This window comes from Rhizobium sp. L51/94, from assembly GCF_019355555.1.
GTDB classification, from domain to species: Bacteria; Pseudomonadota; Alphaproteobacteria; order Rhizobiales; family Rhizobiaceae; genus Rhizobium; species Rhizobium rhododendri.
This window is the reverse complement of record NZ_CP072143.1, coordinates 76,312-102,263: the sequence shown is the minus strand read 5'-3', so window position 1 is coordinate 102,263 and position 25,952 is coordinate 76,312. Positions and strand designations below refer to the sequence as shown.

Annotated in this window: 21 protein-coding genes and 3 pseudogenes; 12 read left to right on the top strand and 12 right to left on the bottom strand. The window is 55.4% G+C overall.

Annotation, left to right across the window (positions count from 1 at the left end; translation table 11 throughout):
- Positions 1–154 precede the first annotated feature (154 nt).
- The 4 genes from J5274_RS24665 to J5274_RS24650 all read right to left on the bottom strand — a co-directional run bounded on the left by J5274_RS24665 (position 155) and on the right by J5274_RS24650 (position 3,891).
- Positions 155–604: a hypothetical protein gene (locus J5274_RS24665; protein WP_219275921.1), complete on the bottom strand. Its 450-nt coding sequence runs from the start codon at positions 602–604 to the stop codon at positions 155–157.
- Positions 605–702: 98 nt separating this feature from the next.
- On the bottom strand, positions 703–1,311 hold the full coding sequence (locus J5274_RS24660) for a DUF2026 family protein (protein WP_219275919.1): 609 nt from the start codon (positions 1,309–1,311) through the stop codon (positions 703–705).
- A 67-nt stretch (positions 1,312–1,378) separates the two neighbouring features.
- Positions 1,379–2,257, bottom strand: a complete 879-nt coding sequence (locus J5274_RS24655) for a hypothetical protein (RefSeq protein WP_219275917.1) — start codon at positions 2,255–2,257, stop codon at positions 1,379–1,381.
- Positions 2,257–3,891, bottom strand: coding sequence for an AAA family ATPase (locus J5274_RS24650; protein ID WP_219275914.1), 1,635 nt, complete (start codon positions 3,889–3,891; stop codon positions 2,257–2,259). Before J5274_RS24650 ends, J5274_RS24655 begins: the two co-directional genes overlap by 1 nt.
- 212 nt (positions 3,892–4,103) lie before the next feature.
- Between J5274_RS24650 and J5274_RS24645 the strand changes: the two genes are divergently transcribed.
- From J5274_RS24645 to J5274_RS24630, 4 genes are all read left to right on the top strand, one after another.
- Entirely contained in the window at positions 4,104–4,721 is a 618-nt protein-coding gene (locus J5274_RS24645) for a hypothetical protein (protein ID WP_219275913.1), read from the top strand.
- Positions 4,722–4,838: 117 nt separating this feature from the next.
- Positions 4,839–6,773, top strand: a complete 1,935-nt coding sequence (locus tag J5274_RS24640; RefSeq protein ID WP_219275912.1) for an ATP-dependent endonuclease — start codon at positions 4,839–4,841, stop codon at positions 6,771–6,773.
- Positions 6,774–6,775: 2 nt separating this feature from the next.
- A complete protein-coding gene (locus tag J5274_RS24635) occupies positions 6,776–8,749 on the top strand; it encodes a UvrD-helicase domain-containing protein (RefSeq protein WP_219275910.1) in 1,974 nt (657 codons plus the stop codon).
- Between the two features lie 1,315 nt (positions 8,750–10,064).
- Positions 10,065–11,369: a reverse transcriptase family protein gene (locus tag J5274_RS24630; protein ID WP_219275908.1), complete on the top strand. Its 1,305-nt coding sequence runs from the start codon at positions 10,065–10,067 to the stop codon at positions 11,367–11,369.
- Here the strand turns inward: J5274_RS24630 and J5274_RS29100 are convergent.
- Positions 11,348–11,593: pseudogene (locus J5274_RS29100) on the bottom strand (SOS response-associated peptidase); the annotation flags it as partial. The gene J5274_RS24630 and the pseudogene J5274_RS29100 sit on opposite strands and share 22 nt — an antisense overlap.
- Before the next feature lie 338 nt (positions 11,594–11,931).
- Between J5274_RS29100 and J5274_RS24625 the strand changes: the two are divergent.
- The 7 genes and pseudogenes from J5274_RS24625 (at position 11,932) to J5274_RS24595 (ending at position 21,133) form a co-directional block, all read left to right on the top strand.
- The gene (locus tag J5274_RS24625) at positions 11,932–12,453 is read left to right on the top strand and encodes a DUF309 domain-containing protein (RefSeq protein WP_219275906.1); all 522 of its coding nucleotides are present in this window, start codon (positions 11,932–11,934) and stop codon (positions 12,451–12,453) included.
- A gap of 290 nt (positions 12,454–12,743) precedes the next feature.
- Entirely contained in the window at positions 12,744–13,802 is a 1,059-nt protein-coding gene (locus tag J5274_RS24620) for an alpha/beta hydrolase (RefSeq protein WP_219275904.1), read from the top strand.
- A gap of 11 nt (positions 13,803–13,813) precedes the next feature.
- Positions 13,814–14,341 (top strand): DUF4142 domain-containing protein, encoded by a 528-nt coding sequence (locus tag J5274_RS24615; RefSeq protein ID WP_219275902.1) that lies wholly within the window; start codon positions 13,814–13,816, stop codon positions 14,339–14,341.
- Between the two features lie 133 nt (positions 14,342–14,474).
- Entirely contained in the window at positions 14,475–14,876 is a 402-nt protein-coding gene (locus J5274_RS24610; protein WP_219275900.1) for a response regulator, read from the top strand.
- 457 nt (positions 14,877–15,333) lie between these two features.
- Positions 15,334–18,168: pseudogene (locus J5274_RS24605) on the top strand (PAS domain-containing protein).
- An 873-nt stretch (positions 18,169–19,041) separates the two neighbouring features.
- On the top strand, positions 19,042–19,302 hold the full coding sequence (locus J5274_RS24600) for a hypothetical protein (protein WP_219275898.1): 261 nt from the start codon (positions 19,042–19,044) through the stop codon (positions 19,300–19,302).
- 676 nt (positions 19,303–19,978) lie between these two features.
- Entirely contained in the window at positions 19,979–21,133 is a 1,155-nt protein-coding gene (locus tag J5274_RS24595; RefSeq protein ID WP_142832625.1) for an IS4 family transposase, read from the top strand.
- A gap of 506 nt (positions 21,134–21,639) precedes the next feature.
- On the opposite strand, the gene J5274_RS24590 is transcribed toward J5274_RS24595, so the two are convergent.
- From J5274_RS24590 to J5274_RS24565, 7 genes and pseudogenes are all read right to left on the bottom strand, one after another.
- Positions 21,640–21,927, bottom strand: a complete 288-nt coding sequence (locus tag J5274_RS24590; RefSeq protein WP_219275896.1) for an integration host factor subunit beta — start codon at positions 21,925–21,927, stop codon at positions 21,640–21,642.
- A 235-nt stretch (positions 21,928–22,162) separates the two neighbouring features.
- Positions 22,163–22,420, bottom strand: a pseudogene (locus J5274_RS29095) (hypothetical protein); the annotation flags it as partial.
- Between the two features lie 363 nt (positions 22,421–22,783).
- Positions 22,784–22,954, bottom strand: coding sequence for a hypothetical protein (locus tag J5274_RS24585; protein ID WP_219275894.1), 171 nt, complete (start codon positions 22,952–22,954; stop codon positions 22,784–22,786).
- Between the two features lie 184 nt (positions 22,955–23,138).
- Positions 23,139–23,726 (bottom strand): hypothetical protein, encoded by a 588-nt coding sequence (locus tag J5274_RS24580; RefSeq protein WP_219275892.1) that lies wholly within the window; start codon positions 23,724–23,726, stop codon positions 23,139–23,141.
- A 27-nt stretch (positions 23,727–23,753) separates the two neighbouring features.
- Positions 23,754–24,071, bottom strand: coding sequence for a hypothetical protein (locus J5274_RS24575; protein WP_219275890.1), 318 nt, complete (start codon positions 24,069–24,071; stop codon positions 23,754–23,756).
- A gap of 428 nt (positions 24,072–24,499) precedes the next feature.
- Positions 24,500–24,910, bottom strand: a complete 411-nt coding sequence (locus J5274_RS24570) for a SyrB-like regulator (protein WP_219275888.1) — start codon at positions 24,908–24,910, stop codon at positions 24,500–24,502.
- Positions 24,911–25,175: 265 nt separating this feature from the next.
- Positions 25,176–25,367: a WGR domain-containing protein gene (locus J5274_RS24565; RefSeq protein WP_307877654.1), complete on the bottom strand. Its 192-nt coding sequence runs from the start codon at positions 25,365–25,367 to the stop codon at positions 25,176–25,178.
- A 395-nt stretch (positions 25,368–25,762) separates the two neighbouring features.
- Between J5274_RS24565 and J5274_RS24560 the strand changes: the two genes are divergently transcribed.
- Positions 25,763–25,951, top strand: coding sequence for a type II toxin-antitoxin system HicA family toxin (locus J5274_RS24560; protein WP_142832462.1), 189 nt, complete (start codon positions 25,763–25,765; stop codon positions 25,949–25,951).
- Position 25,952: the final 1 nt, after the last annotated feature.

Below are 25,952 nucleotides of genomic sequence, written 5' to 3'. Positions count from 1 at the left end.
TTGAACTGAGCTCATGGCTGGGGTTCTTATCCCTTCACGAAACATAGAAGCTTTTCATCTCGACCCCTTTTCGAATATCGCGAACTGCGTTGAACGGCAGCCCAACATCAGACTTGGGCTGCAAATGTGGTTGGCAGCGTCAATCTGATCTTGTTCAGAGCCCTTCCTCTGGCTCCGGTTCATAATGCTGCAACGCCCACATAGGGTCGAACGGCGGTTCGGGGCAGTTACCCTGGCATCTGATATCGATCAGGCTCCCTATTCTCATTGCCAGAAACGTCGCGTCATCCTTGGTATGGGTGATGAATCGCCCGCGCAGTTCGTCGTTGTTATAGAGGGGTGTAATATCGAAGAGTTCGCCGTCTGGGCCGCGCACTACGGAATGCGCTGTATAAACTACGTGATCGGGTCCGCCGCTCATGTATGCTATCCATCCTCGAACCGCGGTATGTCCGGTGTGGTGTTTCACCCAGTGATCGACGTTGTCGTGGCAACCTCCGACCTTCGGCTCCCACCCGTCGAACCCTGCATCGCGCTTGACGTTTACAAAGGATGCGGTTTCGCTCCTAACACAAATATCGCGCTCGTATTCATCCCGAGTCATGACAACATCCTATCTATGACAAAGAACATCATCACATATTTTCAGTGGCTTGGTGTCAATCGCCCCGAGATTCGTCGGTTCGGATCTCTTCAACAGGCTTACCACGAACCCGCGAGAGGGTTGCCAACCAAGGGTACTGCTTTGAGGTTCCCTTTTTGGTCTCCCACGGAAATCGAGGGAAGCATCTGCTTGGGAGATCGACGAAACCACTTCACCGCGATGCTGGCGAGGTCACCGATCATCGGCAGATTCTGCCAATCCGCGAACCGGTCGGCTGTCGCTTCAGGCTCCGATTGGTAAAAGAAGGAGCCCGAACGGTTGAGATCATCGATCGACGGCGCCATTGCCGAAATGGGTCTTTGGAACATTTTTGACGGCACGCCAAGTGGACTGGCCGTCTCTGAAAAAGCAGGGGCCATGAAATCGATCGCCCAGCCGTCGGCCTCGATCCAGCAATGGAAGCTCTCACCGGCGCCGGTGACATAACCGTCGTCGCGGTGATCAGCAAAAAGGAGCATCGATCCACCAAGATTGTAGGCGGCGAGACCGCCTTTGGGCACCGCTTTGATCTTGTAGTGATGCTCGAGGATAAAGGCGCCGAAGGTGCTGAAGTACATACAGGCATATGCGGGATTGCCGCCTTCGTTGACAACGAGGCTGTTAATGACCCGGTAGATCCTGTGATAGTCCGTTTGTTTGATCAGCATGGGTAAGGGTGCTTTCAGCGCTCGTTTGGGCTAGGCGTTAGGTCTTCAGGGGCGAGTTTCCAGCTGTCTACGTCGCCACAGCAATCACCGGGTCATCGACGTCGCGATCGGCTGCTGACAGTCTCGGGAACAGCCAGGCTATGACTGCAGGATCGAGCAAGCCCTGGGCGAACATCGACTCCCAGTTGTTGAGAGAACCCTGAGCATAGTCACGCGTCGCTCGATGCTCGCAGATAGCCGCGATCAATTCAGCTTGGTTCGCAGGAATGAAGTCCAGGGACCCGACGATTTTTCGCGGCGCGCGCACGAACTTGACCCACTGGTTCCTCAGCCAGTTTAGCACGCCGGTCCGCTTGATCACATTGTCCAGGTGGTATTCGATCGCGGGCCTGTCCGAGTGGGTAAGGGCAACCAGGATTTCGAGGTCTACGATCACGGTTGCATCCATGCCGGAAAACTTCGCTGCGTAAAGACGTTCGTCCATGCACGCGTCATAGTATGGATGGAGGATGCGCGCTCCCACGGCATTGCCCTTATAGTTCTGGCCACGCTTCAGGTTGCAATCACATGCTGGGACCAGATTCTTGGAGAAGACCGCAAATGCCGGATGATCTTCCTTTGGCAGAACGTGGTCCAGCGTGTGAGCATGCAACGAGCCACACATCGAACATGGTAGTGCAAGATTGTCCTCGCGGATGTCATCGATAGGGCGGTGGCTGGTTGGCAAATCTTTGTAGTGTTTGCGCAGCCATTTATCCAATGGACCCGGGATCGGGACATGCACGACCGCCTGTGCGTTCCCCGAGACGCTGTCATACTGCACATAGCCGGCCTTCAGGGCTTGCCGGAATGCCTGTAGGCCTGGATAACTTCCAAGCCGGTGGTTGTCGACGAGCGCATCGACGCCTGCGATGTCATCGAAAATCGGAAAGGGGAGTTTGCGCATCAGCCGGAAATCTTTGCCCGAAGTTCGTTCAGGAATTCCAGCGACAACTCGTTGCTATATTTTTCGAGGATCTCATCCCAGGTCATCCCCGACGACTGGATGTTTTTCTCCAACTCCTGCGCGAGATACGAGGGTTCGTCTTCTCCAAAAACGAAGTAAGAAATTTCTCCAACGTCTGCACCGAAGGTCGCGAGGCGCGGTCTCTGGACTTCGATCCTTCTATCGGCGTCAGCCCTTAGGATCGAGATCTGCTCCCTGAAAACCTCTCGGAGAAAATAGGCAGAGTGCGTGGCGATGATGGCTGCGGACCCGGTCTGCGCCAGCAGGCTGTCCAGGATCGAAACGAAGCGCGCTATGAAGTTTGGGTGTAGATGGGTCTCGGGCTCATCGAAGAGTAGAAGAGAGCTATTGTCGATTTCCAAGCTCACATATGCCGCAAACTTGAGAAAAGAGATTTCGCCGCTACTCAGGCGAAGCGCATTGCCATCGGAGAAACGAACCGGATCACGCCGGGTGTTCAGCGACGCAAACCGTCGGAGTTTTTCCTGTTCGCCGCCTTGGTTCAATGAGCGCAATGGAATGATGCCGTCGTTCGTCCAGACACAGATGGATTTCGGGTCCCCCAGCGCTTCGAGTGCATTGAGGAAAATCTGCCATCGGCTGCGATCCTTGATCGCTTGGTTCGATCGAGCGACGCTGACGATCGCGCTGATCAGACCGCCGGCTTTTCGGGTCGGGGAGGATCGCGCCAGGGCATAGCGTGAATAGCGAACATATTGCCGGCGTCGCGCCGTGCTTGGAAAGATAGAGAGCGCCTCTTTCGTCGGGGCAAACGCCAGCATTCGATTGAACTGAGCGCGCTCCCCCGTTTGTGGATCAATCAGCCCGCCACCTTTTATGGCCTGCTTCGCGATAGTGCTAAGAGCCTGACTTTTCCCAACACCATTCTTCCCGATGATGATCGCCATCCGCTTTGGCAAGAAGCCGGTGTGGTCGAAGTTGAATCTGAGCTCGTGCTCGTTTACAAAAGCCGTCAGTTTGAACGACACGGCGATCGTCGGCGACATTCGACCGATTTCCTCATGGCCGAGACCTCGCAGGATCGGTCCTGCGTTCTTGAAGGCAAAAAAAGCTTCCGCGGTACGCGTTAAGGAATACTGGAAAACCGCAGTGTTCGGCGCGTCGCGCACAATCGGAGAGTTTGCGGAAAACTCACCCAGAGCGACGAGATCACAGATTTTGAGCAGGATTTCGCGAGCATCATCGACGTCTACATCTGCAACGAGCCCGCGATAGGCATCGAGGTCGGGCAGTAGCGTGAAAAATTTCGGAAAGTCGTCCCCGGGGACCACCGCCATGTCTGGAGCCGCACTCTTGATCAGATCAGCGCCATTCACCTCGTCATTCGAGCTTTGGAGAAAGCCGATCATGCCAGAAATTTCGGCTGTCAGGCGAGCAGAGTCCCGGCGAACGAAAACATTGATCCGAGTCTTGAAGCGGAAATCGTCGAAACTGTCTCCAGACGGGGTGATCAGAATAGTATTATTTTCGATCGATCGGGCGTCGGAGGGCGTCTGCGAAGAGAAAAAGAGCTTGAACTGTTCTTTTGGAGTGTCCGAAGGCGAGACCGTCATATGATTTCCATGTCTTTTTCGCGCAATCTACCGATTGCTCACGTGGCATGCATGATACGTATTTTGGTCGTGCAAGCAAACTAGCTTCGCCCGATGGTAGCAGCGTTGTGCACAGGGCTCGGGGCATCGAAGGGCGGCGTTGAGCAGCTACCGTAATTACGCGACATTATGAGTTCGCGCCGTTCGGGGACTTAATTTTGGGAGGCTAGACAATGCTGTTCGAAAAGGCCGTGGCGCGCTCATTTTCAGTCGTTGACCGAGCTTTGCGTCGCTCATTCCCGGCCGACTATCACAAGCGATGCATGTACGCGGCATTTGGGATGCAGAAGCTGCTGTCGGATTTTGGGCACGAAGCATCGATCCAGGGCGGCGACGCAGTCGCCTTTATGGTGTCCAGATCTGGCCAACAAGCAGGCATGCAAGGTTTCGCAAATGCGCCGGAAGGGCACGCGCATTACTGGGTCGTTGCGGCTGGACGGCTGGTCGATATCGGTCCCCACTATTTGCCGCAGGATTCGAGTTTTCCCGCAGCTGACGTCCCGTTGATCTGCTGGGATCTTGCCGGGGCTCTGCCTCCGTTTCTACGATGTCGAGTTTTTGGGGATTTCGGCCCTTTGACCGCTTTGATTACGACCGAGGAGATCCATGAACGGATGGAAGCATTCATAGAGCAGTGCCGCAGCAAAGCTAAGAACCTCGTTGGCCAGCCCAAATTGCCGACTTGGTTGCTGACGAGCCTGGAGACGGTTGAACGAAGTGCTGCCCAGAGTGACGTCTGGGCGAAGGGGGCGCTCCGCTTCGCCTCGTGCCTGGCGTTGAGAAGAGCTTGACGTTCTACATGCATTCACCGAAGTGACCGCAATTTTCGGTGTTCAATCGGAAGCCATCCCTTTTCAACAAGTTGCAAACGAGGAAGTAATACTGGGTGTGAGTCGTGGGGGCATTCAGTGTTCATTTCAGAAATCTTTGCGCGGGGCTTTCGATGCTTCGAGCCCGCTTCTCCATTGCAGCTGAAACTCACGCCTGGCCTCAACATTCTTGTCGGTCCTAACGACGCCGGGAAAAGTGCGATCATCGATGCGATACGATACACTCTCTGGACACGTGGAGATGACTATCTCCGTCCCGATGAGCTGGACTTCTACGTCGATGCGGCAGGCGTGCGAGCCTCAGAATTTACAATCACCTGCACGTTCGATGCGCTGACGCCGGACGAGGAATCCCGGTTCCTCGAGTGGTGCACGAACGAGAAGGGAAAGCTCCGTCTCCATATCTGTATCCGCAGCACGCGACGCCTCTCACCAGGTGGGGGCAGCATCATCGCAACGCAACATCGAGCCGGCAAGGATGGCGAAGGCCTCCCGATCGACGGAGAGGTGCGCGAATATCTCAAGGCGACATACCTGAAGCCTCTTCGGGATGCCGAGCGCGAACTGAGGGCTGGTCGTCGATCCCGCCTTTCCCGCATCTTAGGCGCCATGCCGCAGATGGGGCCCGAAAGCAAGCCGGGTGCTGTCGGTGGAAAATTCACGTTGCTTGATACGCTCAAAGCAGCCGACAAGGATGTGCGCGACAATACGGCTGTCCGCGGTATAGCGAGTAACGTTAACACCGACTTCCTCGACAAGCTTTCGTTTGCCGATGATCCCCTTGTCGCTACTCTGGACCTTGGCGCGCATGGCTCATTCGACCAGGTGCTTGAGCGCTTCGAACTTTATCTCAACGCCAAAACCGGCGGAGGGCGAGTTCAACGCGGACTTGGCTACAACAATCTTCTCTTTATGGCCGCCGAATTACTGCTTCTGCAGTCCCATCCGGATCAAGTCCCTTTCTTGCTGATCGAAGAACCTGAGGCGCATCTCCACCCACAGCATCAGACGCTCTTCATGGAGGTCCTTTCAGCACGCGCGGTGGTTGAGTCTGGTGAAGGGCAGAAGCAAGTTCAGGTTGTGTTGACGACACACAGCCCTCAGTTAGCAGCGGGCGCAGATCTCGAGACGATGACCATTATGGTCGGCCATCAAGCCTTCCCCTTGGCTGCCGCCTACACTCGTCTCGATATTAGCGACTATGAATTCCTCCGGCGCTTTCTCGATGCAACCAAAGCTAATCTCTTTTTCGCTCGTGCCCTAATAGTCGTTGAAGGAGATGGTGAGAACCTCCTCTTGCCAGCAATTGCCGAGAAACTGGGGCGTCCGCTCAGTCGCCATGGCGTCTCGATCGTTAATGTCGGTCATAGGGGGCTCTTCCGGTACAGTCGTATCCTTCAGAGCAAGGCCGGGCCAGCCATGGGTATTCCGGTCGCCTTGATACCGGATCGCGATATACCGCCGAAAGAAGCGAAAGCATTGGTCGGCGAACGAAAGACCGAAGACGAGCTGGACGCAGATGCAATCACGGCACGCATGAAAACGCTGCGCCGCGATGTTGGCGATCCGGTCGACGCCTTTATTGCGGACTGCTGGACCCTTGAGTTCGATTTGGCATTGCAGCCGCTTCTGGCTGAAAGCGTCTATCAGGCCGTCCTGCTCGCGAAGTCTACGTCGCGTCGGCCCGAATGGCGGAAGAGGATTGTTGAGACCGCGAGCAAGGAGTTTCAGCAGTGGAAAGACGATGGTCTCTCCGATCTGGAAATCGCGGTAAAAATCTACGATCCTGTATTCAACGGCAATGCATCAAAAGCTGAGGTCGCCGAAGAACTGGCGGCCATCATTCGGGCCCGACCGGACACACCAGCCGAAATGCGTGACCGGCTGCCCCCGTATCTCGTCCGTGCCGTCGATTTCGTTACCGAACCATATGAGGCTGGAAAGCCGCCGTTTGGGGACGCCGCCGAGGAAGATGACGTGCCCGAACCTGTTTCAGTGACGGAGACGTCGTAGCCGTGCTGGAAATCGCGCCAATCACCCCCGAACTTCTGGCCGAGCTTGGCGCCGAGCTCGGTGGCTGTGACTTTACGGACAAAAGCCGTTCGGACTTTCTTGCAAGCATGGCCTCCTGTGACGTGCAGGCGGCACCCGGTAATGGGAAAACCACCCTGCTGGCGGCAAAGCTAGCTCTCCTCTCGCGAAGTTGGGACAGCCGCAGCCAAGGCGTGTGCATTATTTCTCATACTAATGCGGCACGCACGGAAGTCGAGCAGCAGATCTCGCGCCACCCGACAGCTTCGCAACTTATGGCGTATCCTCATTTCACAGGAACTGTGACGGCATTCGTCAACCAGTTCCTGGCGTTACCTTATTTGCACGGACTTGGCTGGCCGATCCGGCGGATCGATGATGATGTCTTTGCTGCGGAAGCGGCTCGAGCACTTCCTCACTATTGGGAACTAAAAGCACAAGCAAAAAAAGCTCCGGCGATGGTAGACTCGTGGGTCAGGGGCTTGGATCTAGACGTAGATTTCGTGACCGGTTCGGAATTGCCTAAGTCGCTGGCGGTCCATCGCAGAAAAGGGCAACACGGCGCCGACACAGGCTGTGGAAAGGCGCTCGCCAAGCTCAAAGCATCCATGGTGAGGAAAGGGCTCTATCGATATTCCGATATGACTGCCCTCGCGTTGCGCGCGCTCAAAGAGAACCCGAAAATTGCAGAGCGGCTGCGCTCCCGCTTCCCCCTTGTGATCCTGGATGAAGCACAAGACACGAACGGCAAGCAATTGAACCTCCTAGAGCACTTGTTCGCCGAAGGAGGCACGGCGTTTCAGCGTCTTGGCGACAGCAATCAGACCCTATACCAAGACGATGCCCCGGTAGCATCCTACTGGACACCAGGCGCAAATTGCATTCCTTTTGACGAAAGTCGGCGGTTCGGACAGCCGATAGCTGACTTTGCGAGCCGGCTGACCACCAAGCTTCCCCAGAAAATTCAAAGCGTTGACGGTAAGCGTACGCTGATGGTTGTCATCGTCTTCGACGAAAAGACGATTGGTGGGGTGCTGGCCGCTTTCGCAGAAGAAGCCAGAGCTCATTGGCCCGAAACCTTTTCGGAAAAAGAGATCTGGGCGGTAGCGTCACGTCATAATGTCACCGGAAGGGTCAAGGGACCATGGCACCCAAAGAGCCTCGTTGATTATTATCCCGCTTATCGCAGTGAAGCCGGGACGGCCAAAGAGGCAAATCTGCTCTGCAGACAGCTTCAAAAAGCGGCACTCCTTCATGCGGCTGCTCGTCCACCGTCCGAAATCATGGATATTTTCTGTGGAGCTATTGCCGAGCTTTCGCGGCTTCACGGTTGGACCGGTTCAAACGGGGCGCCGATTTCGGCAAGAAGCCTTTGGGTGACCCTTGGTCGGCGCACAGGCGAACTCCCTCGAAGGATAAGATCGCTTCTTCACAAGCACATATTGGTTGGCAACGCCGCGTGGGAGGAGGTCGCTTGGAAGCAATTCTGCGGAGCGTTGGTTGCGATGTTTGACTCAGGCGATGGGCAGGCTGTTCCGGGGGAGGTGTCCGACTATTGTGGTTTCGTCGGGGGTAAAGAGGCGGATGCGGTGGAGCCCGCTAGGCAGGCAACGAAGCAGGTCACAATCTCGCAAGCAACCATCCGTCTCGGCTCTATCCATTCGGTTAAAGGGAAGACGGTCGATGGTATCTTGGTCATGGAAAGCGAGGTCTGGAAAGGGCACGCAAATGGCCAATCATGCCTCGATCTGGCAACCGTCCTACCGACTGCGTTTGGAGCTAAGGGAGCAGTTCCGCTATCGGAAATAGGACTTTCAGCAGCAACGAATATATTCGTTGCTGTCACTCGGCCTCGAGAGGTTTTGGGCCTCGCGCTAAGGAAGTCGGAGTTCGTTGCGCTTGCGGACATCGCACAAGAACAAGGATGGAAGGTCGTAGATCTCGCAAAGGGGGCCTAATGTCGCAATCGTAACGGGCGATGACGATCGGCCTTCTAGAGTAACGGGGGCGGAATCCATGAGTGTATTATCAGGACTGGCCTTCTCGCAGGAATGGCTGAAGCAGTTCAAAGCAGAGGATCGCGATATTGCGCGAATGGTGCTCGACGAGGTTCAACTTGTTTCCTCTCGGAAGTTCAGTGATGGAATTATCGAGCTCATTGATGAGATTGCGGCGGAGAGATCGGATAAGGATCGGAAAATCGCGCTTTACTCGGAAAGGCCGATGAAATTAGCGTGGGGAGATGTCCCTGCATTCTTCCCTAACTCTCGGCACGGTCGAGCTGAGGGGCCGGGCGTCCCGCCGATTGTCGTCAATCCGAAAGACCAGGAGGTTGGCAGCGAAGGCATAGTCGCACAGCTGATAACGGCTTACTGCCGCGCGAACCCACGGGTTGCATTGTCACACCCTGGGCCAACTAAGCTGCGAAAGGATCGAGTGAGCCACATTGTGCTTGTGACCGACCTTATAGGTTCGGGCGATCGCATTTATAGGATGCTCGAATCATTCGGCCGTGTGGCAACCCTTCGGAGCTGGCAATCATATGGACTGATCAAGTTTATCGTCGTCGCTTATGCCTCAACGGACCCCGGTCTGCGACGCCTTCAGACAATGCCTTGCCTCACGAGGTTCAGTCGGTGGTTAGTTGTGCGACCCTTTATGCAGCCTTCAGAGGGGCGCGACGCGAGCTAGCTTACAGCCTCTGTCGAAGATATCCCCCCGCAAGGCGCGGCGATCCCTTCGGATGGAAAGGTGGTGGAGCTCTGATATCGTTCTCTCATGGTTGCCCCAATAACGCACCTGCTATCCTGTGGACCCGCGCGAACTCATGGAAACCAATATTTCCAGGTCGCACCGTTTTGGCCGCGCAAGAAGCTTTCGATGTTGATGACGATGATTTGCTGAGGGAGCGAGCGGAGCGCGTACTCAAAGCTACGAGTGCGCGAGAACGATTAGATGCCCCAGACGGTTGGCTTTGGCTTTCCACTATGGCGATTTTGGCGGTGAGCGAAGATGGAGCGCGCGGTGCGAGGGAAGTCTCCGCCAGGTTGGGGATACCGCTTCGCGAGGCGCGCTCGCAACTAACGCTCTGCCGGATGGCTGGTTGGATCGCGGGTAAAGGGCGACTTACCCTCTTAGGCCGGCTGGAGCTTAAGCGATTGCGAAGGCGTTTACGTCCAAAAACAGTATTCCCCTCGGATACGAATCCATTCTACTATCCGAGTCAGCTGAGGGCTCCATGACAGCAAGTAGGAATGCGCCGCGGAAGCGGCGATGGGCACCCCGGGTGTCCAGAGCATTGGATTCTCGATGCTCGCTTCACGTAGCTTGTTTTTCATGCTGCGCACTGGCCCGAGCCTTTACCGGCGGCGTCTTAGGTACGCCTCGCGCCAGTACCCACCGAATGGGGTCAAAGTAATGCAAGCATGGAGCCCTCAGCACTATCGCTACGAAGCGGAGCGTCACGGTGTTCAGGATGAAACCATCGACAACGCTATAGCCCGCATAGAGCTGATTGTAGCAAAAAATTCCAATGTCACTCCTATTCTCACTTTGCGCCATTTGAGCGAAATGTCGGGAGTCGAATACGGCTTTCTTCGCTCGGTGATTTCACGTTCGATGATGCGAAAAAAGTATCGCGTTTTTTCTTTGCGAAAAAACGTACCGGGTCGCACTCGCTATCGATTAATCTGCGTGCCGAGTAAAGAGCTTAAGACCGTACAAGATTGGATTGTCAGGAACATCCTGCGGCATACGCGCTCGCATCGCGCTAGCTTCGCTTATCATCCGAAGTCACGCCCGGAGTTTGCAGCGAAAGCTCACTGCGGCTGTGACTATCTTTTGAAAGTTGATATTCAGGATTTCTTCAACAGAGTAACTGAGGGCAAGATCAGTCGCATATTCTGTGATCTTGGCTTTTCGGACCTTGTTTCTTTCGAACTAGCCCGCCTTACCACCGTTACAGCGCAAGGTATCGAGCTCGCGGAGGGGCTCTCTGAACGTCGATGGCCTGCCATCCCCGCTTACCAATCAAGATACGAGGGCTTTCTGCCGCAGGGAGCTCCGACAAGCCCAATGTTGTCCAATTTGGCAATGCTCGCCTTGGACGAAAAGCTTCAGGAGTTGGCAACCTCGGAAGGCATATCCTATACTCGCTATGCCGATGATCTAACATTTTCAGCTCGAAAGCCTCATGATTTCGAATCAATAAGGCGATTTAAACGGAAAGTTCTTACTGAACTCAGTGCCGCCGGATTTCGGCCCAACCTGCGGAAGACCCATATCCGTGGTCCAGGAGCGCGGCGGATTGTTCTAGGAATGCTTGTGGATGGCCAAAGACCTCGTCTTACGAAGGAGTTCAAAGACGATCTGCGCCAGCACCTCCATTATCTGACTTCAGATGATCATGGCCCGGCTGCCCATGCGCAAGCCAAGAAGACGTCTATAGGTGGAATGTTTCATATAGTTCGTGGAAAAATTGGATGGGCTACGCGCGTAGAGCCCGAGTATGGCAGGAAATGCCTTATCCAATTTCGAACTATTAAATGGCCCCCTATCTATGTCCAACACGCCAAGTGAGGGACCAAGATTTCACGGGATTTCGAGACGATCGACGATCCACAAGGTTCGCGCGAAGAAATGATCAGCGTATCGTCCGGCAGAGGGCGGGCGAGATCCTGAGTTTTCTGCCAAGGCGCCCACATCCAAGTCTCCGTTTCGTCCTTCGTCAGCAGAAGGACCGACCTAGCCTTCTCATGGATAGGTTTGACTACTCCGTTCGGATCGGTGGTCAGGAAGCCATAGTGACTTTGCCCCCACACCGAAAACTTGTTCCCGATCCGGCACTACCGTAATTCTAAAAAGAATATTAATATATTCATACGGTTAGGCCTTAGGGCGTCGGATTGAAGTTTCGAATCCTTTCAAGGCGTGGGTTACCCTCTGGTTTTCAGCGCTGTTCACGACGATGCCGAGGGGGCGAAGTTAGGCCTATGATACCGGTGCCCCAAAGAGCAACGACATCAACGCCCCGCATGGACACCGCTCGAGGCCAATGAACGCCAGCATCACTGCTCGGCGCTTCGGATCGTTTGTGGTATGACATAGGCACTCTGGAAGCTGCATCAGGAACGTTGGATTGATGGCACGCCCTCGTTTACTCGCCCACCGGCCTTTACCAAGCTACGCTTATTTGCCGGGCCGTGGCCCGCATCCTGTTCGCCACCCTGCGGGACATAGCTACTCGGTCCAGCCTGTCCGGTTTATCGCCTCGCTCGAATCCGAGGAATTCGCTTGGGGACAAGATCTTTTCAATCATGGGTACTATTGGGAAGCTCATGAGGCTTGGGAAGGGCTGTGGCAGGTAGCGGCGAGGGGAAGCCCATTACGCGATTTTCTCAAGGCGTTGATTTTGCTCTCAGCCTCGGGCGTTAAAATCCGGGAACGTAAACGCGCTGCAGCCAGTCACCACGCCGGTCGTGCTGGTGCACTGTTGCGAGGTCTGACGACGGTTTCACCGCAAGTTTTTTCATTTGCACTGGGAATGTCGCCAACGTCGCTCGCGGAACTCGCCGAAGCAACAGCGGATGACATGCCGGTCCTGCACGTGGCGGAACAGGGGCAGGCTGAACCGGTGTTCGACTTCTTCCTTGGATCCGTCTAAACCATCGTAACCTACTTTTGGGCTTCGTTGATCTGCTGGATCGGCATCACCTGAACTTCGGACGAGATTCCGTGCTCGCACAGAAGTGGAGGATTTCCTGTGTCTCCGCAATCGAGCCGTCACTGATCCCGCAATTGTCTTAGCCCCTTGATTCGCAGGTTTTCGGCGGCTCCTTTGCGGAGAACTTGTTGGTTTATTTTCAGATTTTAGGATGTTTTCCTTTAAACTATCCGTTACGGAACGAAGTCTTACGCTCCTTGTTTTAGACACACCGAAACCGGAGCCCGACAATGACCATCAGAAAACTTAGCCGATCCTTGCCCATCGCACTGGCACTTCTCGCGCCCATGGCAACCGCCACCCCGTTGCTCGCCCAGGAGATGGCAAAACCCACCGCCGAAATGCAGGCGGTCCTCGATAAGCTTGCGGCTCTGGGCGCCAAGCCGTTTTCCACCCTGACTGTTCCTGAAGCCCGCACCCAGGCTTCACCGGCGGACGCTGCCCACGCCGTCCAGTGGGACAAACGCTTGTCGTCCAATCCAGAAGCGCAAGTGACGACCAAGGACATCACCATTCCAACGGCGGAAGGCGGCGTTGCTGCACGGGTTTACATTCCCGGCGGTAAGGGACCGTTCCCGGTCGTCGTCTACTACCACGGCGGTGGCTGGGTAGTTGCCGACATCAACGTCTACGACGGCGCACCCCGTGCGCTGGCACTGGGCACCAATGCGATCGTGGTTTCGGTCGAATATCGTCATGCGCCTGAGCACAAATTTCCTGCAGCCCATGAAGACGCCTGGTCCGCCTACAAGTGGGTTGTCGAGAACATCCACGAGCTGAATGGCAATTCCGACAAGATTGCAGTCGCTGGCGAAAGCGCCGGCGGCAATTTGGCAGCCAATGTTGCTCTGATGGCCAAAGAGATGAAGAACAAGCAGCCCGTTTACCAACTTCTGGTCTATCCGGTGGCCGGTAACGACATGAACACGGCGTCCTACAACGAGAATGCGAACGCCAAGCCACTCGGTAAGGCTGACATGGAATGGTTTGTGAAGAACACTTTCAGTTCGATGGATGAAACCTCCGACAAGCGCCTGAATCTGATCGGCCGGAATGATCTTGCAGGTGTGGCTCCAGCGACCGTCATCACCGCCCAGATCGATCCCTTGCGTTCTGAAGGTGAGGCCTATGCTGCCAAGCTGAAGGAGGCGGGGGTTGCTGTCGACGCAAAGACATTCGCGGGCGTGACACATGAGTTCTTCGGCATGGTCAAGGTGGTACCCGAAGCCAAGCAAGCGCTTGACCTCGCTGTCGCCGATCTCACCGCAGCCTTCGCCAAAGCCAAGTAAGGAAAGCCAAGATGAACAGAACAATTTCCGCCACGCTCTTATCGCTCTCGCTTATGATGTCCACCACAGCAATGGCGGCTATGCCTGAAAGTGCGGACAAGGCGGCAGCGGCCATGAATGTCGACAAGGCGTCTTTCGTCAAGGTTGTCACAAGCTCGAACGCATTCGAGATCGAGTCAAGCAAGCTTGCTGAGCAGAAAGCCAAGGATGCCGACGTTAAGGAGTTCGCGGCAGCGATGATCAGGGATCACACGATGGCGGCAGAGGAACTGAAGAAAGCCGCTAAACTCGGAGACGAAGCACCAATGCTGTCGCCGAAACATGCAGCGATGCTAGATACTCTAAAGGGTGCATCCGCCCAGGACTTCCAGCCACTCTATATTGAAATGCAGACGACAGCCCATATGGAAGCCGTGACCCTGTTTGCGACCTATGCCAAGGGGGGCGACGATCCGGCGGTCGAGGAGTTCGCGGCCAAGATGCTTCCCAAGCTCGAGATGCACAAGATGCATGTGATGAAGCTTGTCGCGGCACACTAATCAAGAACGCTCCAGAAGCCCGGTTGGAAGATCGGGCTTTTTCGTTACGCCTCTACGAGATGATTGAAGTCGATTAATTTCCAGTATCCGAGGGCATCCTGGAACAATTAGCGCTCGTGTAACTTTGAAAGCTATGGAAACCGCAAATTTTGCCAGTCTCAGAGAACCGATCGCGCTCGTTGTTGACGATGAGCCTTTGATACTAATGGATACGGCAGACATGATCTCCGACGAAGGTTATGCGGTCGTTGAGGCAGGGACGGCGGATCAGGCTTTCGAGTTCCTGCAGAAACATTCCTCGCTTCAGCTCCTGTTCACCGACGTGCAAATGCCGGGCGACCTGGACGGGTGCCAGCTGGCAAGGCTTGTAGCAGAACGTTGGCCGCATATCTGCGTCATCGTGGCGTTGGGAGCCGCAAGGCCAGGGCCAAATGATATTCCAGAAAATGCGAGATTCATCGCCGAGCCATTTTCAGCCGACCTTGTTCACCAAGTTCTGCCAGATCATTGTGAGGCATCGCAATTGAAAAGATGAATTATAGGCGGCCTGACTAATTGTTTCTCATGTGTTGCATTCAGCCGACCCGACGGAGCGATATCTATTTGTCGCCTCTACCTGACGATGGCATTTGTTGACACAGCCATTTCCGACTGTCAAAGGACAGTATGGCCCAACGTCAATCCCGCAATGTTTCCCCGAACTGGAGGGTTTCATCAACGACAGCCTGGCAACCGGCGACTACGCCAATGCCAGCGAGGTTGTCCGCGCTTCTTTGTGCAGCTTGCGCGGTGGCGGCTTTAAAGCGCCACTTCCGGTCGGAAAGACCTGGCCGAAAGGCGGCGGTGAATGCGGCGAACTGGTACGTTCTAAAGACTGGCACAAAAGCCTGGCCGGCACCATCGAAGGATGGAGCGCCGAGATGCGGGCGACGGTTGCTAATATTGTCAATTCGCCAGTTGCCAAGGTGCTGATGTGGGGTCCGCACAATGTCATGATCTACAACGATGCCTATCGCGAAATTGCCGGCGAGCGCCATCCGATGGCACTGGGAACCCCTGTTTCCGCGGCATTCCCGGAAGTCTGGGATTGGAATCGCCCGATCCTTGAAGCCGGTTTGCGAGGCGAAACGGTTTCCCACCGGGACCAGCCGATCGTTTTCAACCGGGCTCATGGGCCGGAAACCCTCTTCCTCGATCTCTTCTATACGCCGGTCTATGACGGCGATGGCGATGTCGGTGGTGTGATGTGCACTATCGTTGACACCAGCGCCCGCGTGTTGGCTGAAGCTCGGCTTGCCGAGCGCAAAGCAGAATTGCGCAGGGTGACAGATGCCGTGCCGATGCTGATCTCCTATGTTGATCGGGATCACGTCTATCGCTTTGCCAATGGCGCCTATCGAGACTGGTTCGGCGCTGAACCTGAGACCATGATCGGTCACCATGTGCGTGATGTCATCGGCCAGACTGCTTATGAAGAACGCAAGGACTCTATTGTGCGGGCTCTCGCCGGGGACGCGATTGTTTCTGAAACTGAGCTACCGCACCAAGATGGTGGCTTACGTCGGATCGAGTTCAGGTACGTGCCGCACATCGATCCAGATGGTTCGGTTCCGGGCGTCAATATTCTCGGCATCGACGTAGAGGAACGTGCGCAGCGTGAAGCGGCCCTGGCGATCAGTAATAGCAGGTTTCGGACCGCTATGGATGCTGTCCACGGCGTGTTGTGGACCAATAGCTCCGACGGCAAGATGGTCGGCGAACAGCGTGGTTGGGCTACACTGACAGGCCAGACGCCAGAAGAATATCAGGGCTTCGGCTGGTCGAGCGCGGTGCATCCGGACGACGTAGCCGCCACGGTTGAAGCCTGGCAGGCAGCCGTTGCAGCGAAAAGCATGTTCATCTATGAGCACCGTGTGAAGCGTCACGATGGTGCCTGGCGGCAATATGCTATCCGAGGCCTGCCCATTCTGGATACAGCTGGCGAAATCATCGAGTGGGTCGGCGTGCATACCGACATCACCCATCAGCGCGCGGCTGAAGCCGCCTTACGCGAGCAGGCGGAAGCTCTTGCGCGTCAGGTGCGTCATCGCGAGAGGGCAGAAGAACAGCTGCGCCACGTCAATGAAAATCTTGAAGCTCGGGTCATTGCCGAAATTGACGAGCGGCGTAAGGCAGAAGCCAAATTGGCCCAGTCGCAGAAGATGGAGACTGTCGGAAAACTGACCGGCGGCGTCGCCCATGACTTCAACAACCTGCTTCAGGTCGTTTAGGCAATCTTCAGCTGCTTGGCAAGGATATTGCCGGCAATCAGCGCGCTGAAACCCGGGTTGCCAATGCAATGGCCGGCGTTTTGCGCGGTTCAAAATTGGCTAGCCAACTCTTGGCTTTTGGTCGGCGCCAGGCACTTGAGCCCAAGGTTGTCAATGTAAGCCGATTCGTGCGCGGCATGGACGACATGCTGCGCCGGGCGATCGGCGAGGCGATCGAAGTGGAAACGGTTGTCACCGGAGGTCTGTGGAACACATTTATCGATCCTGCACAGGTCGAGAATGCATTGCTTAATCTTGCAATCAATGCCCGCGATGCCATGAACGGACAAGGCAAGCTGACTATCGAGCTGGCCAACGCGCATTTGGACGACGCCTACGCGCTGGCGCATGACGAGGTCACGCCGGGTCAATGTCATGTTGGCGGTCAGCGATACGGGCTCCGGCATGTCACCCGACATCATTCAAAAGGTGTTCGAACCATTCTTCTCGACCAAGGCCAAAGGCAAAGGTTCCGGTCTTGGCCTGTCGATGTTCTACGGTTTCGTCAAGCAGTCGGGGGGCCACGTCAAAATCTATTCTGAGGTGGGCGAGGGCACAACGATGAAGCTGTACCTGCCGCGCGCCTGGCAGTCCGAAGACGTCGAGGTCGCCGTCGATACCGGGCCGATCTTAGGCGGTACAGAAACCGTTCTTGTGGTCGAGGACGACGACGCGGTCCGCGAAACGGTCGTCGCGATGCTATCTGACCTCGGCTACCTAGTCTTGAAATCGGTCGATGCGTCAAGTGCTCTCAACGTCATCGAAAGTGGCATTCCAATCGACATGTTGTTTACCGACGTCGTCATGCCCGGAAAATTGAAAAGCCCGGAGCTGGCCCGCAAGGCACGCGAGCGGCTGCCCAACATCGCCGTTCTGTTCACGTCTGGTTATACGGAGAACTCTATCGTTCATGGTGGGAAGCTAAATGCTGGCGTTGAGCTGCTGTCAAAACCTTACACGCGTAAGGCGCTGGCGCGAAAATTCCGTATGCTGCTGGGGAATGGCAAGCAGCGGGCTGTGCCAACGGGGGCAGAGATCTTACCAACCACGCAAACACAGCCCACTCAAGTCGTCACCTTGGCTGGACCGCTGGTCACTTCGCAGCTTACGGTTCTGCTGGTCGAGGATGACGCGCTGATCCGCATGAACACCGCGGAGATCTTGCAGGATGCCGGCTATATCGTCGTTGAAGCGGCCAGCGCTGAAGAAGCTATGGCGGCGCTCGAAACTGTGCCGTTCGATGTGCTCGTCACCGATCTCAATCTACCGGGTGCCTCCGGTCAAGAACTGGCAGGTCGTGCGCGTGCGGTGCGCCCATAGGCCGCAATCGTGTTTGCGACGGGTGACACCCCAAGCGTCAAGAATGAGGCCGCATCTGGAATTCTGGGAAAGCCTTATGATGCTGAGGCGCTGATTGCTGTTATAGGGGCGACATGGTCCGAGGTTTCGAGGTCGGACAGCGCCATTGTTCATTCAGCAGAGCGCTCAATAATCTCCGCTGACCAGACCGACGCGTGATGAACGCCCGGAAGAAAGACGAGAGACAAATTTGACCGCCATACCTGAGTTCCACGCGGAATCCTCACCAGCAGAGCAGGCGACTGATCTTGCCTATCGGCTGCGCCAGCAGCGCCTTAATGGCTGAAAGAGGCTCTGGCGAGCTTTCTGGGGGATCATTGTTACGCGATTTTCTACCAAGAGCACAAATCCCTGGCTTTCAGAGTTTGCATTCACCAGCACCAAATGCTCTGCAGAGAGCTTCCGGGGAGGTTCGAAAACATCTGGGCCAGCCGGGCTTGGGCGAGCGGCACGTTTCGCTCAATAGCATTAGCAATCAGGATCGCGCGTTCCGGATATCCAATCAGAAACTACTCGGTTATGTGCTCAGTGCAGCGCCCGGAACACACAGCATGCCGCTCAAGTGCGTTCGTTGGCTTGTCATTTAAACCAACCAATACTGTGGCGATCGTAGCCGCGTTGTCGTCAAGAGTTCATCCGATGAGGTGAATCTAAGTTCCATAATTACTATTATGTATTTTCCGCTAAGTAACTGATACAAGACGGGTTCCGTCCGTTGGCCGGGAGGCATTAGGCTTGTCTGTTCTGGCTCGGGGCTTCTCAGCTCGACTTCAGGCGAAATCGGCTTGGATTGAGCATTGAGAGAAAGCAACTGCTCAAGGCGGGCTCGCGAAATGGCTTGGGCAGGGAAACGCATTATGTATCTCTCGATTAACGAGCCTTGATCCTGGCCAACTCTTGTTGATGGTGCAATCACCCAGACCTTCTGTCCCCAGCGAATTGAGGGGGTTATTGAACCTTACCTTGGAGATTGGTTGCATGATCTTGACATGCAACTATTGATTTATGATCCCCCGGCGGTAGATACTCAGGATGAAACGCTATTTTTTCCACGTCCGGAACGGGCCAATCTTCTTCCAGGATTTGGAAGGAAGTATAGTGAAGGATCTTGAAGCAGCTATCGACGAGGCGCAACGATCCGTAAAGGAGATCGTTGCGGACAGTACCGCCTCCGGAAAACCCATCGGCGGTCAGCAGTTTGAGATTGTCGATGAAGCTGGCATCGTTTGGGCTATCATCCAGTTTAAGGCCTTCATCCCCCAGTCTGGTGCCGAGGCACTTGAGTGGATCTGAACGGCGTACGTCTTACCAAGTCGCTCAAAATTGCGCGCGTAACGCAATTAGCATAAGGCTCAGCTGGCAAGGGTCCTATCTTTTCGAGCGTCACTCAATCTTCTTAGGAAAACCAGCTCCCAGCGAGGGTCAGCCGTTTGGCAGCGCTGGTTTTCGGTGCGTTGAAACTTAGATGGGCTATGAGTTTTTGACGATTGCCGCACGGCGCTTCCTTTCGTCTGTGATTCAGCATACAGATTCCCTAAGCCGAATAACACTGTTGACGCAAAGGCGGCAGTTGGGCACCCTTGTGAATGGCCAATCTCTGCTAATTCACTCCTAGAACCCTGATCAACCTCACTACGAGAATTGCGCTCGAGGCCAACCTTATTGAATAGACTGTCGGCGGCCTTTCCTAGTACGGTGCTTCCAATAGATCCAAGCGTTCCATACGAGCGCTAAATCAAAGATTGGCGTTGAATGTTTCATGACTGAGCTTTCTACGGCAGAATTCAAGGATTTTATAGTCTCCAGCAGCACACTCCTGGCAGCCATGGCGCATCCCAAACGGATTCTAATTTTGCAAATTTTTGCTTGAAGAAGAGCTGTCCGTAACCTCAGGCATCCCCTCATTTTGAGATGACGTAGGGCGGGAAAGATGATTCTGCATTTCCGTTCGAACGGAGAGCAGAGTCAGATGAACGGCAAGGCGGAGTTTTCTTCTGAAGCGGTGCATTCCTTTGTTGACGAACTTTTTGGCGAGGGCCTGCACGCGAAGCGGGTAACTTCGCTGGCGAAGGCGACGGTTGGCACGCTGCAGGCGTCGTCGCTGGCGGTGAGCGCGATTGGCCACGGTCTTGCGCTGGCCGAAGGAGGGCTCTCGCGTCATGCGATCAAGCAGGTCGACCGGATGCTGTCGAACGACGGGATCGAAGTCGACGCGCTGATGGCCGACTGGGCCGACTATTGTCTTGGTAGCCGCACCGATATCGTCGTCGCCATGGACTGGACCGACTTCGATGCCGACGGGCACTCGACCCTGATGCTGTCGCTGCTTACCGAACATGGCCGGGCGACGCCACTCCTGTGGTTGACGGTACGCAAGGCGGAGCTGAAAGCGCGGCGCAATCAGTATGAATACTGGATCGTGACCCGGCTTGCCGAGCTGTTGCCAACAGAAGTGAAGGTGCTGCTCGTCGCCGATCGCGGCTTTGGCGACGCCAAGCTCTACGGCGTCCTAAAGGACGAGCTGCACTTCGACTATGTCATCCGCTTTCGCGGCAACATCCAGGTGACGACCGGCGGTGAGAGCCGTCCGGCGAAGGAGTGGATCGGCCCCTCGGGACGTGCCAGGCTGCTGCGCGAGGCGACAGTCACGGCGCAGGGATGCCCCGTCGGTGCGGTCGTGTGCGTCCACGCCAAGGACATGAAAGAGCCATGGTGCCTCGCAACCAGCCTGACCAAGGTGACGGCAAAGATCCTCATTGATCTTTACTCCCGGCGCTGGGGCATCGAATGCGCGTTTCGCGATGCCAAGGATTGGCGGTTCGGGATGGGCATGTCGGCAACCCGCGTCTCCACGCCCGCTCGGCGCGACAGGCTGTGGTTGATCGCCGCTCTTGCCATTGTGCTCCTAACCCTGCTGGGCGCTGCCGGAGAGGCCATCGGCTACGACCGCCATCTGCGCACGAGCACGACATCGCGACGCGTGCATTCACTCTTCCGGCAGGGCGTGATGTACTATCAACTGATCCCCAACATGCCCGAGGAAAGATTACGCCCTCTCATCCTACAGTTCGAGACGCTCTTCCGCGACCATCAAATCCTCAAACGTACTTTCGGGATCATTTGAATGAGGGGATTCCTGAGGTCCGTAACCAATCTGGCCAATCGATGTGAAATTAAAATAGGCACGGTATCTCGGCACCTGACGATACTCAAGTCTGCCTGTTTGGTGACTTGCAAAACTTACGGCACAACATGCTTTTACTCCTGCAGATCGTCGGCCGTGACGAGAATGATGAGAACGCTGGCCGATGTTCAATTTCCAGACGCAATCCCGGTGTGGCCTTAGATTTCCAGCAGTATGCCAACTTGCTCAACTCTCGGCATCAAGTCCACGTGCAGTCGCAGCAACGGCTTGCTAGGGATGTAGTCGGTTTAGTGCGATCAGAATGGATGTCGTCAAAGGGTGCCCTTTCCCAAATGGCAGGCTAACGAGAAATCTCGGCATCACGACGATGCTCAGAATACCAACTGTGAGGACTTGGTTTCCCGCAAGAGCCTGATGCCGATCCTTTGGGCACGGCGACAGCGCTCGCATCGAAACCTTTGGTTCGCTTCGGGATACGCTCCAGATTACGAACTCTCGAAATTCAAGCGCTCTTGCATTTCCTTTCCGGCCTTGAAAAATGGCACCCATTTATCATCGACAAATACGGTCTCCCCGTTCCGCGGGTTTCGCCCGGACCGCGGCGGGCGGTGTCGAACGGAGAAGCTCCCGAACCCACGAAGCTCGACCCTGCTGCCCTTTTCCAGGGCCCCGGCAATTCCCTCGAGAATGATGTCGACGATGCGCTCTACGTCTCCGTAGTAGAGGTGGGGATTGCGCCTCGCGACAATTTGGACGAGTTCCGATTTTATCATTGTTTGGCCTGTAAAATCTGGTGGCTGACGGAATGCTAGTTAGTCGGAAGGAAGCACGGCAGCCGCGAGCGTGCAAGGCAGCTCGCTCTTTGCGTTGGCAGCCACCTCTTTTCCGCACAGGTCGTGAACGCCTGCTGATTGGCACGCACGAGAGCACTGGCATCGGCAATAACACGCATCCTTCGGGCTTGCCGACTGCGGCAATCCCCTCATCCCAGCGAGCGGCGTTCATGACAGCGGCGGCAACCGCCTTGTCGATCGATCCCCGTGGCGCACCCTGGTTCTTGTGGATTGTCGTCGCATAGCCATGATCAAGACTTTGATAAGAATTTGTGTCTATCTTGACCAAGCCAACTCCATCCCCTGGCGACAGCATACTGCCGTCGAGCTCCACATGTAGTGCGTCGGGCTCGACGGCCTTCACAGTCCCAAGCGTGCCATTCTTAACGCCGAGATCGCGATCGTTCTCCAGGAAGACCATCCGGTCTCGGCGGTGTCGCTGATGTACTTGTGCGGATCGCTATATCCTGCTTGTCTATTGCACGATCGACATGATGTCGGTCGGCGCCATGGCTCCGTGTATGTTTCAAGATCTCTGCGCGGTAGGACATGGCGTGCTCGACTTCGACTATGTCGCGTGTCGAATACCGCGCAAGTGTGATCTCCCCGTTGCCAAGTCCGTCCGCTTCGCTTGCAACTCGACCAGAACAGTTGAGGCCATGACGGACGCAAACGCGTTTAAGATGCTTGGCGGATCCTCGTTGATATATTTCATCAGGATCCCCCGACTGCTGCGTTGAGGTGCCTCGCTCGACTGGATTCAGGTGAGTTCGCAGAACGCGCCCAAGGCATCGAGTTAGGTGCTCGTGCGCGTAGGGATCGTGATTTTCGTTGTGACGTTCTCATCGGCCGTAACAGTGAAGGTGATGTTCTCTTTGTCGCAAATTTCTCTATAAACTTTCGCGGCAGCGGTTGCTTCATCATCCGCCTCGACCAGCGCGGTGTGAGAGACCAGGAAATACGGCATTCGTCATCCTTGAAACCTGCTTTGATGGATAAGCGTAGGCAGAATTGTCGGTCGCTCCGAAATGACCGTCTGTATCTAGTACCTCCCGAGCCGGCGCGAGCAATGGCTCGATCGCTGTCAAAGCGGCGGGTGCTTGAAGACCATTTCCCTAATGCGCCAAACGAGACTGCACTGCGACACGGCCTCAATTTGCCCGTGAGGCGATCCCAAAACGTTCTAACATCTGCCTAAGCTGTGCATTCTGGTGCCTCAGTTGTTCCGCGAGGAGCCGCTTCAGGCGCAGGTTTTCGGCAGAAAGCAATGCCAAGTCATCGGAGTGAGTCCCGATTACGTCGACCGCCATCGCGACAGAAGGCGCTGCGATTGCATCCTCGGCAACAGACCTACGACGTGTGTAACGACGCTTAAGCGCCTTTACTGTCTGGCGTGTCGGCTCACTGGCGGGCACCTTCACGGCCTGACTATCATTGGAAACCGCATCTTGCTGATTCTGCTCATTTTTGTCGGGATCGACTGGCGGCACCGCGCGAGGCGTTTCTCCACCGGCCTCGCTGACCTCGGCGACTTCGATCTGCTTTTTCAGGTCGCTTGCCATGTTTTCACGACTGATCGGGGTTTCCGAGTTGGCGTTGGGCAGAAACGGCAGGGTTGCCTCGGTATCCCTCACCAGAGCCGCGAAATCGGTGTTGCCCCAGATGGATTTCGGCTGTGTTTTTAATCGCCGGCGTGCCGATTTGATTTCGACGACGAAACTGCGCTGCTGTGTTCTCATTTTCTTCTCTGATTATAGTCTGCGTACTCAGGTGCGTTCGAAGCGCTTGAGCATTTCTCTGAGCTGGGCATTTTGGATACGTAACTTTTGCGCCAGCAGATCCTTGAGGTGTTTGATGTCTTCATCCAGGCTTGTCGCGTTTTCAAAGAACGGGTCCCTATTCGAAGATGCGGCAGAAATGGGCAAGTCCGCGATGGCGCCAGGAATTTCGACTGGCGAGCCGACGAGGACTGTCTTTGCGATCTTCGACCTCGCCTGCCGAAGCTTCGGCAACTGAGCAGCAGCCTCTACCTCTGGCCGCTCCTCTAACGGATCGGAGTTGGATTGCGCTTTTTCCTTTGTCACCTCGGCCTTAGCTGCTTCAGGTTAGTCCAGTGGCAGATTGGGCGTCTCGGGAACGATTTCGTTCTCGATCGCCGCCGACGCCGGTGCGAGGTCTTCAGACTCCTCCCCGTCGACTCGCTCGGTTCCAGAGATAGCCTCCTGGGACGAGAGCAGGATAGTCGCAGCTGGCCGCAGTTCTATTGCGACAAGCTTTTGAGCGCTGGCAGGCGCGCCTGCTTCGTCCGCCGTCCCGGAGGATCTTTGCCGGGACAGCAGCTGCGCTAGATATTTTCAAGGTGGTTTCATAGGACGTCTTTCTGAGCGGCAGATGTGTAACGATTCTAACAGCTCCGTCCCGGCTCGAAACCGAGCCAGGATATTTTAAAAGCTAAGCTATTCGCTAGTAACGGAGATCGATTGCGCGAGCAGCGAACAACGCTGCAGCCAGCTCAAACGCCGAGGCGCTTGCGCAGATCAGCATTTTCCGCGCGCAACTTTTCGGCCAAAGCCTGACGAAGCTTCTTGTTTTCTTCCTCAAGCTGAAGAAGATCAGCCATCTCATCAGCAGCAGTGAGAGGCGCTGGCGGTGTTGCCGGCTGACTAACAGGCTTGGCATTTGCAGGACCCTTGGCCACCGTTTTCTTCGTTGCAGCCGCTACGGTCGTTGTTCCGCTCACTGGTGCGGCTTCAGCCTTGCCAATCCGTTTCTGGCGAACCATTGGTTTCTTTGCAGCTGCAGCGGCTTCAATCTCGGCCTTAGAACGACGAGGCGCGCGCTGTTTTTTAGACGCAGGCGCCTCAGTTGGAGCCCCTGGTGCTGCAACATCAATTTGCGCGCCTGTTTCGGTTTCGTCAGCCATTGCTATCTCCATGTGCGGGTGAGATTCTTTTCGACTGCAGAACGGCTAGTGTCAACAGAACTGCCCTTTATTGCCGTCGGTTTCAGTCAATGCGGCTGAAAATCTCGCTAAATTTCACATCTGCAGGACTTCTACGGATCCATTCTGCAAACTCTGCCTTAGGAAACGGTTGCTCCCTGCTGGGCGTGGTCCTGCTGACTGACGGATCACAATCGCATCCCATTCGCTTGCAAACCGTGGGGGAAGTGATGCGTCATGGCGGCGCTTACAATTTAACTCGGGCAGCGAGCCTAGGCTTATAACCCCTGGCTCGCTTTTGCCGGACGATGGCTAGAAACAGCTCTACAGCTTGGCTTTCATTCTCGAAGCAATGGATTTTCTGCCGCCCGGTTGATCCGATCCGACCCCACCGTCGCAACAGCGACGCGTCGCCGAACAATGTCGGTTCTATCGACATTGCATAAAAGCGCGCTTTGTTCTCTGCCTTGTCCGTCCGCTCGATGTAGACGCTGTAGGGTTGGGTGATCATCATGAGGCTAGATTGGCTAGCACAGGTTCCTACGTCCAACGACACTTTTGAATCAGGCGATCTCCATCGATTCAATTTGTTGATGGGCAGACGATACCCTTTGCGGAGCACTTAGCCAGGCCACGCCGAGACGGAGCATAAAAGGTTTGCTCGGTAAATCTCTTGAAGCCGTTGCCCGGGTCGGTCGTCGGGCGCGCGTGCATTTCGTACGCGACGCCGCCAATCACGCCTTGTTTTCCGTTGAATGGCTCTCGGCTTACCGCAAAACCGAAACGTCTCTACACTACCTTGAATTATACACATATCGTGTGTATATGGTTCCTATGAAGAGCGTCGATATTATTTCTGCCTTGACGAATGATGGATGGTTTGAGGTTGCCAAGAAAGGCAGCCATGTCCAGCTTAAACACCCGACAAAGCGAGGCCGTGTAACCGTTCCTCATCCTAAGCGAGATATCCCGATGGGGACGCTCAAGAGCATCGAAAAGCAATCTGGGCTAAAACTGAGGTAAT